Below are 11,489 nucleotides of genomic sequence, written 5' to 3'. Positions count from 1 at the left end.
TATGGTATTTATTTTATATAGAGATGAATAATTTTATCAATGAACTCTATTTTATTGATAAAAGACAGGTTCACTTTGATGTACACCTGTCTTTTTTAAAGTCTATGTGTTTGTTTTAATAAATGATGCATTTGTTTAAGATGATCTTGATAATCATTTAAATCTTTTAATTTCCAACACCAGTTAGGTTTGCCAGAAGTACCTGGTAAATTTAATCTTGCTTCATTTCCATACCCCAACATATCCTGTACACTGCAAATAGCAATATCAGCCTCACAATCAAAAGTACGATGTAAGACTTTTTCAGGTGTCGTCATTTCTGGATATGACCATTGTTTCATAATAACATCAATCCGTTTACGATAGCCTTCATCTAGTTCACATTCATACCAACCTTTTAAAGGGGCATTATCATGCGTACCGGCATAAACAACACAATATTCTGGCATTTTAAAATGCTCTCTTTCTTCATTTTCACCAAATGAATATTCCATAACTCGCATTCCCATTAAATGATAATGATCACGCAAAGCATGAACTTCCGGTCGTAAATCACCTAAATCTTCAACAATTAAAGAAATATCAGGTAATTCTTTAAATAAAGTATCAAAGAAATCATAGCCTGGTGCTTCTACCCATTTTCCATTCCTAGCATTGATACTACCATAGGGAACTTGCCAATAAGTATCAAAAGCTCTAAAATGATCAATTCTTAAAATATCAAATAACTTTTGATTCCATTTTAATTTATCAATCCAATATTGATAATGAGATTCTGTTAGAAATGACCAATTATAAATAGGATGATTCCAAAGTTGACCGTCTTTAGAAAAATAATCCGGTGAGGCTCCAGAAACATAAAGTGGTAATAAATCTTTTCCTAACATAAAACATGTTTGATGACTATAAACATCGGCTGAATCATAGCCTACATAAAACGGCATATCTCCCATGATGAGTAGATCATGGTCATTAGCGTAATCTTTTAAAAGTTTGAATTGTTTCATAAAGATAAATTGAACAAAACGTAAATATTCTATTTCTTGTTCCATTCCTGTTAATTTTAAATCTTGCCATTCATTCCATTTTTTCCCTAAGTTTTTTTTATTTAAAGCCATAAATTCGCAATAGTCTTCCAGCCAAAAAGCTTCCTTTAAAAAAGCATCATATTCTTTTTGATAAAGAGGGATTTGTTTTTTAAACTCTTGAAATGCTTTAATCAAATAAGTATGTTTAAAAAGTCTTACTGAATCATAATCTATCATACTCGTTGACTTCAATACTGGTACAGCTTCTAATAAGTGCCACTTAGTAAGCAAATCTAAAGAAATATAAATTTCATCACCAGCAAATGATGAATAAGGGCTATAAGGTGAATCACCTTCACTAGAAGGATTTAAAGGCAATATTTGCCATATTTTAAATCCTGCTTTTTTTGATAAATCAATAAATTGATAAGCACATTCACCTAAATCGCCAATACCATGATTGCCAGGTAAACTACTGATAGCGAGTAGTATCCCAGCTTGTCTTTGATTATAATTTCCAGATATCATCATTGTATTGTTTAATGACACGATCGCTTGAAAAATATCCTGCTTTAGCGATATTGACTAACATTTTTTTAGACCAGCTATCTTGATCTAAATAGTCTTGTAACATGCGATCTTTAGTATGAATATAATCTTTTACATCTAATAACGTCATAAAATAATCCTTTTTTACTAAATTATCATATAAATTCTTCAGTGATTTTTTATCACCAATTTCTAGCATTGGTTGACTGATAATAAAATCAACTAATGGCTGAATCATCTCATCTTGATAATATTCTTGAGCATGATAATCCTCATTTTTATAATGAGCAATGACTTCTTCACTTTTTTTACCAAAAATATAAATAGCGTCATCACCCACTAAATCATGAATTTCAATATTAGCTCCATCATCAGTTCCTAAAGTCACTGCTCCATTGAGCATAAATTTCATATTTCCTGTTCCACTGGCTTCTTTAGACGCTAATGATATTTGTTCAGAGATATCAGCAGCCGGGAATAACTTTTCACCAAGAGTCACATTATAGTTTTCTACCATCACAACTGAAAGATAAGGGTTTACTTCAAGATCATCTTGGATAAGTTTTTGTAAACATAAAATTGTATGAATAATATCTTTAGCTAAGACATAAGCTGGAGCTGCTTTAGCACCAAATATAATGGTAAGTGGCTTTTGAGGGCGATAACCACCTTTTATTTTTAAATACTGATAAATGATATATAAAACATTAAGTTGTTGTCTTTTATATTCATGTAATCTTTTTACTTGAATATCGAAGATACTATTTTCATTAATCACTAAGTTTTGTTTTTCTTTTAAATAGGTTACTAATTCCTGTTTTTTTAACTGTTTAATTGATCTTATTTGATTTAAAACATCTTGATTATTTTGATAATCAAGTAGTTTTTCTAAATACTTAGCATTATTTTTGTATTCTTCACCTATTAATTTATCTAAATAAGTTGATAATTCTCTATTACATCCTAATAACCATCTTCTAAAAGTAATACCATTCGTTTTATTACTAAAATGGGTTGGATATAATTGATAAAAATCTTTGAGTTCTTCTGTTTCTAATATATGCGTATGTAACGCAGCTACACCATTAATACTATATCCAAAATGAATAGCAATAGCAGCCATGTGTACATTTCCTTTTGCATCAATAATAGCTGTTGTTTCTAAAGAACTTCTTTGATCAGCTATCGCATCTAAAGCTTCAATAATATAAACTAACTGTGGCACAATTTCTTCAAAATAAGATAAAGGCCATGTTTCTAATGCTTCTGCTAGGATTGTATGATTTGTATAAGCACAAGTTTGACTGACAATAGAAATAGCTTCTTTTAATATGATTCCCTCTTTATGTAACAAACGAATGAGTTCTAAAATAATCATTACTGGATGGGTATCATTAATTTGAATTGTCACGTATTCATTGAGTTTTCTTAAATCACAATGATTTTGTTTTAAAGTTTCAATGATATATTGTGCACTGCTGCTAACCATAAAATATTGTTGGTAAACTCTTAATTTTTTACCATCTTCATCACTATCATCAGGATATAAAAATAAAGTAAGATTTTTTTCTATTGCTGTTTTATCAAAATCAATACCCTCTTTAACTAAAGACTCATCTACGGTTTCTAAATCAAATAATCTTAAAGTATTCTTTTTTCCATGATAACCAAGTACATCTAATTCATACATTCTTGATTGAACTGTTTGGTTTTTAAATTGAATATCATAAACATGTTGACTACGATTTAGCCAACTTTGATTTTGAATCCATGGATTAGGATATTCACATTGTTTATAATTTTCATATTTTTGTTCAAACAATCCAAAGTGATACAATAATCCCATTCCATCTCCAGGTAAATCTAATGTTGCGATAGAATCTAAAAAGCAAGCAGCTAAACGACCCAATCCTCCATTTCCTAATGATGGTTCTAACTCGATTTCTTCAACCTCAGCTAAAGAAAAACCATTTTTTTCTAAAATTTGTCTTACTTGTTGATCAATTCCTAAATTAATCAAATGATTAGAAAGCATCTTTCCAATTAAAAATTCTGCAGAAACATAATATAATTTCTTTTTCCTTTCAATTTTTGGTTTATCATCAATTTGTTTTTTAACATAATTTAATAAAATGACATAAACTTCTTGCAACGTACAATCAGCGAGTTTTTTTTGATAAGTTGTTGTTGCTAGGGACTCTAATTCTTGTTCTAGCATGTGACCCCTCCTTTATGGCTTCTTTTTATCATTTTACCATATTTTTTCTCTTTAAAAGAAAAAAGGTATACTTTTTAAATAAAGCATACCTTTTACATCCTATTTTTATGCATCTTTTAAGAAAGTTTTATACGCTTGATATGTTTCATAAACATCTACTTTACTTACAATTTCCATTGGCGAATGCATGTTTAATACAGCAATACCTGCATCAATCACTTGCATATTATAATTACCTAAAATATAGGCAATCGTTCCGCCACCACCTTGGTCTACTTTTCCTAATTCTGCAGTTTGATAATGAATATTTTGTTTATCTAAAATATGACGTAAACGCGCCATAAATTCTGGCATTGCATCATTACTTCCTGATTTACCTCTTGCCCCAGTATATTTATTAAAAACAATACCATTTCCTAAATAAGCAGCATTCTTTTTATCATTAACTGATAAATATAAAGGATCGACCCCAGCCGAAACATCGCTTGATAACATCATTGAATTCTCTAATGTCATTCTTGTTTTAATAAAACTATCGATGGACATTTTATATAATAATTGACCAATTGTATTTTCAAAGAATAAAGATTGTGCGCCTGTTGCTCCTACACTACCTATTTCTTCTTTATCAACTAAAATAACGCAACTTGTATAACGACAAGTATCAATATCCAAAATAGCTTTTAAAGAAGTATAAGCACAAACACGATCATCATGACCATATCCTGCTACCATAGAACGATCAATACCATAATCTCTTGCTTTACCGGTTGGTACAATTTCTATTTCAGCACTTAAAAAATCTTCTTCTTCAATACCATATTTTTCTTTTAATAATTTTAAAATGGATGCTTTAACGGCATCTTTTTCTTCATTATTTAATGGCATATTACCTAGTGTAATATCTAAATCTTCACCTTCAATTACTTTAGCTGCTTTTTTATCTAATTGGGTAGCTGATAAATGAATTAATAAATCACTAATTCCTACTACTGGATCATTTTCATCTTCTCCAATAACAATATCTACAACTTCACCATCTTTTTTAACAACAACCCCATATAAAGATAAAGGAATAGTTACCCATTGATATTTTTTAATACCACCATAATAATGTGTATCAGCTAATGCAAATCCTTCTGATTCATAAAGAGGATTTTGTTTTAAATCTAAACGTGGTGAATCAATATGTGCCCCTAATATACGTAATCCTTCCTCTAAAGGTCTTTCACCAATAACAAATAAAGCAATATTTTTTTCTTTATTCACTACATAAACTTTATCCCCTATTTTTAATTGATCATACTCATCTAACGATTTAAAACCAGCTTGTTTCGCTAATGATAATGCTTCTTTTACACAAGCACGTTCTGTTTTTCCTTTTGTAATAAAATCTTTATAAAGTTCATTAAATGCAAAAACATCTTCAACACCATGATCTTGTTCTTGATATTTTTTCCAACTATTTTTTGCGTACATAAAAAAGCCTCCTTTAAACTTTATATAAAGTATACACCTCCCTCTTATTTTCAACAAATTATATTATGCTTTTTTTATTTCTATTTGATAAATAGTATCAAATGGAATAAGTGTTTCATCTTTAAATAATAGATATTTTTGATCAAGATTAATCTTTTTAATATAATTTTTGTGATATAAATATTGTCCCCCTGCTTTTCTTTGATCTTTAATAAAATAACAAACTCCTACTAAAGGATTGGTTTCTAAATTTTCTTGTAAATCTTGTAATTGATAATCTAATTGTGCTTTTTGATCTTCATCTAACTGCTTCTTTAAAGTAGTATAACGACTTGCTTCTATAATTTCATCACTATGACCATCTAAAGCTGAAAAAGGAGCAAATTGAGCTGCTCTTGCTTTTCTAGACATCGGTTGATGATTTTTAGATAATGGACGTTTAATTGTATAAAGATCTTCTTTCATGCTTTATGTCCTCCTATTTGATTATTTCTATCTTTGGTTGTGGCACCCTCTTGTAAGTTCATTCCTTTTAATATGGCATTTTTGCCATATTTATTTTTTATAGTGATCATTGCTTGTTGAAGTTTTCTTTCTTCTTTTAATGATTGTTGCATTGTTTGATATTTTTGTTCTTGTAATGAAAGATCTTCAAATAAATGATATTGTACATAATGATGTAAATCTTCTTGATAATAGTCTAGATGACAAACCGTAATATTAATTCTTCTTATTAGTAATGAAGCATCTACAATCCGTTCAAATAAAGTCACGATTGCTTCCATCATCAATTTAGATGATGCTGTCATTTGTGGTAAATCAATTGTACCATGAGCATGTTTAGGTATCTTTCTACCATAAAAATCCTCTTTAACCTCTCCTGTATAATTTTGATTATCCTTATCATAACCTATCGTTAACACTAATTTTTTACCTACAATATTCTTTTCTACCATTTTTAAAGCTAATAAATCCATCATCTCTTTAACAATCAGTTTTGCTTTTTCATAAGAATAAGGATGATGTAAAACTTGTCCTGAGCCAATACTTTTAGACATTGGCTGATAAGATTTAATATCTTGTATAGTACAAGGCTCATATCCCCAAGCATGATCAATAAGCAATTCTGCATTGACCCCAAATAGTTGATAAAGCACATCTTCGTTTTCTAACGAACAACGTGCAATATCTTCCATTGTATAAATATTGAAAGACGCTAACTTACTTGCATAGCCTCTTCCTACCCGCCAAAAATCCGTAAGTGGTTGATGTTTCCACAAATATTGACGATAAGTCAACTCATTTAAGTAGGCTATTCTTTCACCATCTTGACCGGGTTGAATATGCTTAGCTTGAATATCCATAGCCACCTTAGCTAGATAAAGATTTGTTCCTAGACCTGCGGTGGCTGTAATACCCGTTTCCGCATAAATATCTTGTATTATTTTTTTTACTAATTGATATCCATCACATTGATAAATAGATAAATAATGCGTAATATCTATAAAAACTTCATCTATCGAATAAACATGAATATCTTGGCTTGATACATACTTTAAATAAATTTGATATATTCTTTTACTGTATTCTATGTATTTTGCCATCTGTGGAGGAGCGATGACATAATCCAATTCTAAACCAGGATTTTTATTAAGTTCTTTAGCACTGGTGGATTTTCCTGTAAACATATATCGTGGTGCTTTTTTTATTCTATCTTGGTTTATCTTTTTAACTTGTTGAATGACTTCAAATAGCCTTGCTCTTGAAGAAATACCATAAGCTTTTAATGAAGGTGTTACAGCTAAACAAATCGTTTTTGCACTTCTACTTTCATCAGCGACAACTAAATGAGTCGTAAGCGGGTCTAATTCCCTTTCCTTACATTCTACAGAAGCAAAAAAAGATTTTAAATCAATGGCTGCATAAATATTTTCTTTCATCATTTCCTCCTTTCTTTTTTATTATGATACAAAAAGTATACATAATCAATCTTATTATGTATACTTCGTTTATTTTTTATCTCATTTATTATAAAATAATACTATCAAAAAAAGAGGTAGACATATGGAATTACAAGATATATTAAGAGAATATAAAAGAAGATGTGGTTACAATAACAAAGAACTCGCCCATTTGTTTGGTGTAAGCCACAATACAGTTTGTCGTTGGTTAAGAGGAGAAATTAGGTCTATTCAAGATGAAACAGCTCAAAGAATAAGTCATATTTTAGGTTACGATATTCAAGCTATCTTGCAAGGACAAGCCGTTGATTTAAAAAGACCGATATTAGGTCACGTTAAAGCAGGGTATGATATGTATTTAGAAGAAAATTATTTAGGAATGGAAGCCTGTACTTTAGATGAGTATGAAAAAGGGGATTTCTTTTTAAAGGTTTCCGGTGATTCAATGCTTCCTTCTGGTATCATTGATGGTTCTTTAATTTATGTTAAAGCAACAACAAATGTAAACAATGGTGACATCGTTGTTGCTTTAATAGATCAAGAAGTGACGGTTAAAATATATAAAAAAGAGCAGGATAAAATTTCTCTGGTCGCAAGTAATCCTCAATATCCTACTCGTACTTTTAATTCACAAGAAATTGACAAATATCCATTACATATTATTGGTAAAGTTCTCTTTTGTAAAAACATTTATTAAAACAACTGAAGTTGTTGAAATTGTTTTTGTTCATAATGCTTTAAATAAGCAAAAATTTGTTGATGATCATACATGATGTGATATTTTTTACAATACTTAATAAAATAATCCATTAATTCTTGATTATGAGGACTACTTAAAATATAAGCCTCGCCATACGTTTTCATATACTTTTCCTTCATCTTAGGAAAATAACGATCTAATTGTTGATAAAAATATTCACGATTTCCTTTTCTTAAAGTCACTCCCATATCAAAACAAATAATCCCTTTAACATGTGCCTGTCGACAGTAATCTAGAATTCCTTTTAGATTTTCAAGATTATCATTAATAAAAGGTAAAATAGGCGTTAACCATACAACAGTTTCAATTTCTGCTTGATGCAATATTTTTAAAGTTTCAAATCTTTCCTTAGTAGAACAAACATGAGGTTCTAATATTTTACAAAGGTTTTCATCATAAGTCGTCAGTGTCATTTGAATCACGCATTTAGTTTGTTGATTAATTTGTTTTAATAAATCTAAATCCCTTAAAACAAGATTCGACTTGGTAATTAAAGTAATACCATATTGATACTTTAATGCAAGCTGTAAAGCTTTTCTAGTATAAAATAATTGATTTTCTAATGGCATATAGGGATCACTCATAGCTCCCATCCCTATCATTGTCTTCTTCTTTTTCTTCATTAGAGCCAGTTCTAATACTTCCAAAGCATTTTCTTTAACTGCGATATCTTCAAATGAATGGTCCATTTGATAACATTCACATCGAGAATCACAATATATGCAACCATGACTACAACCACGATATAAGTTCATTCCTTGATTAGCAGATAAAATTGTTTTACATTGAATATAGTGCATAAATTTCTCCTTTTTTGTATTATGACATGACTTATATTAAATGTATAGTAGCACTTGATTTATACTCTTTAACCATCTATAATATCTTTAAGTTACTTTAAGGAGGAAAAGGAAATGATTTATACTATTGGAGAAATGGCAAAACAACTGAATATTCCTGCATCGACCATTCGTTATTATGATAGCCAAGGATTGCTTCCTTTTGTTGAACGTTCTAAAAGTGGTGTCCGTTTATTTCAAGAAAAAGATTATGAATGGTTAAGAGTGATTGGATGTCTTAAAAAAACAGGTTTGTCTTTAGATGAAATTAAAGACTATATTGATTTAGCAATGCAAGGAGATCAAACCCTTGATCAAAGATTAGAAATGATGTTACATCAAAAAGAAGTTTTAAAACAAAAAATAAAAGAAATTAATAATGCTTTAGATGTAGTTGATTATAAATGCTGGTTTTATCAAACAGCTAAAGAAAAAGGATCATCTGAAGCTGTTAAAAATATGCCTGATGATCAATTATCAAAGAAACACAGTCAAACAAGAACTATGTTACAAAGAGTTAATGAAAATTAATTTTCTCATAAAAAGGTATCAATATAAAGAATTACCTATCTTTAATTGATACCTTTTTATTATAAATGATATTCCATTGGATATGTTAAATATTCTATACGGTCTAAATCATTCACTGTTACAACTCCAGCAGGTGCCGTTAAAACAGTAGGAATACGATTAACTATTGTAGCACATGTATGCTCTACTGTAGCTGGTTTGACAACATGGAATTCAGTATCTGGTTCTCCTGTAATTTTCCAATCACACATATCTCCATCATCTGGTCCATATACTTTACCAATACATTGTGTTTCAATAATTGGTCCTTGGAATGTTTCTGTTGTAACAACGGCAGCCATACCAATGCAGTTTCCCTTTGGAATCGTTTTTCCTAACGTAGATGAATATAAATCTGTTTCATGAAAATAAGGAACACATTTTTGAGTTTGTGATTTAATAGTCCATCCCATACGTGCTGCTAGAGCTTCATTAGAATTCCATACATAAGATGGTTCGATTTCTTCAGGGTGGGCAATACTAGCTTCAAATTCTTCAGGAGTTAATCCTACACCATGAGCTTTAGCTAAAGCAAGTCCATAGTCTTCAACATTATAACTTACTGCCCCTTCAATTTTATTAATTGTATGACATCCTCCAGCAACAAGTCCTACCATATTTACCCAGAAAATATCCTCCATACCACTACCAACAAATGTACATCCATTTTCTTTAGCGATAACATCTAATTTATTAGTTCTAACTGAATCAGTTGTCCAACTATATGTTGCTTCCTCACAAGTTGAAATAACACTAATTCCTCTTGATAAACACTTAACGTAATGATCAAAACAATCACTTACTAAGCTAAACAATGTTACAACCGCAATATCTGGATCTGTATTATCTAATACTTCATCTGCCTTATCACTAATACAAACACCAGTCTTTACACCTAATCCAGCAAAATCTCCAATATCTTGACCAATTAAATTTGGATTAGTATCAATAGCACCAACAATCATCGCTCCATTTTCATATAAATAACGAATAATGTATTTAGCCATCTTTCCACATCCATATTGTACTACTTTAATTTTTTCCATCACATGATTCCTCCTTTTATCTTCAAATTAATCATAAACCCTCATTCAAGATGAGAGTCAATTACTTATTAAAAGAAACTGGAACTTGTAATCTTAAAAACATAGATCGTTCATTATGATCAAAAATACTCAATTCACTTAGCACCTCGCATATATAATCCCCACATATATTAAAATTATTCTCTTGACAGTAATGAAGTAATTTTTTTGCATAATCTACTTCTTTATGAAAATCATCTAAATAAATACAAGCATACATTCCATTTTCAATAATCTTTATATCTTCTTTTTTGGGAAAATGGTCATCCACAAAAACAAAAATCTCATGAGAAACAAAATTTTGATGAATAAAGTCTTCTTTCTTCAAAAAAGTTCCAGCATTACAATAATAAATTTGAGGATAATGATGTTTTACCAAATCATTTTTTAATTGATTTAAAATAGATTCGTAAACGTCAATATCATACTCGTAAAAATTTAAATCTGTATTCATCGAATAAATTCTTCTTCGATCAATATATTCTAATGTCATTGTGCCTGATCGAGGTGATTTACGAAATCTTTCTAAACTGTAAATTGTACGTGTGATAGCATCTTTTGTCATTTCCAATTTATCTATTTCTTCTACTAATTGTTGCTTCTTTTTAATTAAGATTGCTTCAATTAAATTCACATCTTCTTTATCTAATAATTCTTTAATTTCTTTTAAATTCATTTGTAATTCTTTCATATATTGAATTAAATCTAATCTAGCATTTTGTTTGATATCGTAGTAACGATAATTTGTTGCCTCATTAACATATGCTGGTTTTAATAAATCCATTTCATCATATAAACGTAGTGTAGAAATTGTTGTATGATTCATTTTAGCCATTTCGCCTATACTTAAATAGTTATTTTTCATTCAAATCACCTCTATTCTATTATAACAAACTCTCATGTTAAAAGAGAGTTATAGACAAAAAAACGACTCTTATGAGTCGCTTCGGTTTTATTTCAAGCCATGATATTTGAAACTGCTTTTCAAAATCTTGTGGTT

10 protein-coding genes are annotated in these 11,489 nt (G+C 29.6%); 2 read left to right on the top strand and 8 right to left on the bottom strand.

Going from position 1 to position 11,489, the window contains the following annotated elements; translation table 11 throughout:
- Nucleotides 1-95: 95 nt before the first annotated feature.
- The 5 genes from malQ to DW911_RS03220 all read right to left on the bottom strand — a co-directional run bounded on the left by malQ (nt 96) and on the right by DW911_RS03220 (nt 7,217).
- Complete coding sequence (malQ, locus tag DW911_RS03240) at nt 96-1,577, bottom strand: 4-alpha-glucanotransferase (RefSeq protein WP_233542990.1); 1,482 nt, start codon at nt 1,575-1,577, stop codon at nt 96-98.
- Nucleotides 1,537-3,795 carry a glycogen/starch/alpha-glucan phosphorylase gene (locus tag DW911_RS03235; protein ID WP_118431666.1) on the bottom strand — a complete coding sequence of 753 codons (2,259 nt, stop codon included), beginning with the start codon at nt 3,793-3,795 and terminating at the stop codon, nt 1,537-1,539. Before DW911_RS03235 ends, malQ begins: the two co-directional genes overlap by 41 nt.
- Nucleotides 3,796-3,900: 105 nt before the next feature.
- Nucleotides 3,901-5,274, bottom strand: a complete 1,374-nt coding sequence (locus tag DW911_RS03230) for an aminopeptidase (RefSeq protein WP_118431668.1) — start codon at nt 5,272-5,274, stop codon at nt 3,901-3,903.
- 63 nt (nt 5,275-5,337) lie between these two features.
- Entirely contained in the window at nt 5,338-5,739 is a 402-nt protein-coding gene (locus DW911_RS03225) for a hypothetical protein (RefSeq protein ID WP_118431670.1), read from the bottom strand.
- Nucleotides 5,736-7,217, bottom strand: coding sequence for a Y-family DNA polymerase (locus DW911_RS03220; protein WP_118431671.1), 1,482 nt, complete (start codon nt 7,215-7,217; stop codon nt 5,736-5,738). Before DW911_RS03220 ends, DW911_RS03225 begins: the two co-directional genes overlap by 4 nt.
- A gap of 121 nt (nt 7,218-7,338) precedes the next feature.
- Here DW911_RS03220 and DW911_RS03215 point away from each other — a divergent pair, with 121 nt between their 5' ends.
- Nucleotides 7,339-7,932: a LexA family protein gene (locus DW911_RS03215; protein ID WP_118431673.1), complete on the top strand. Its 594-nt coding sequence runs from the start codon at nt 7,339-7,341 to the stop codon at nt 7,930-7,932.
- On the opposite strand, the gene DW911_RS03210 is transcribed toward DW911_RS03215, so the two are convergent.
- Entirely contained in the window at nt 7,929-8,795 is an 867-nt protein-coding gene (locus tag DW911_RS03210; RefSeq protein ID WP_118607457.1) for an SPL family radical SAM protein, read from the bottom strand. The two genes, DW911_RS03215 and DW911_RS03210, sit on opposite strands and share 4 nt — an antisense overlap.
- Before the next feature lie 114 nt (nt 8,796-8,909).
- Here DW911_RS03210 and DW911_RS03205 point away from each other — a divergent pair, with 114 nt between their 5' ends.
- Entirely contained in the window at nt 8,910-9,365 is a 456-nt protein-coding gene (locus tag DW911_RS03205) for a MerR family transcriptional regulator (protein WP_118431676.1), read from the top strand.
- A gap of 59 nt (nt 9,366-9,424) precedes the next feature.
- On the opposite strand, the gene DW911_RS03200 is transcribed toward DW911_RS03205, so the two are convergent.
- Nucleotides 9,425-10,450, bottom strand: a complete 1,026-nt coding sequence (locus DW911_RS03200) for an NAD(P)H-dependent amine dehydrogenase family protein (RefSeq protein WP_199669446.1) — start codon at nt 10,448-10,450, stop codon at nt 9,425-9,427.
- Nucleotides 10,451-10,511: 61 nt separating this feature from the next.
- On the bottom strand, nt 10,512-11,354 hold the full coding sequence (locus DW911_RS03195; RefSeq protein ID WP_118431680.1) for a MerR family transcriptional regulator: 843 nt from the start codon (nt 11,352-11,354) through the stop codon (nt 10,512-10,514).
- Nucleotides 11,355-11,489: the final 135 nt, after the last annotated feature.

Source organism: Erysipelatoclostridium sp. AM42-17 (genome assembly GCF_003480255.1).
Taxonomy (GTDB): domain Bacteria; phylum Bacillota_I; class Bacilli_A; order Erysipelotrichales; family Coprobacillaceae; genus Faecalibacillus.
Note: the sequence above shows the minus strand (reverse complement) of the source record. Positions and strands in the feature narration are given on the sequence as shown.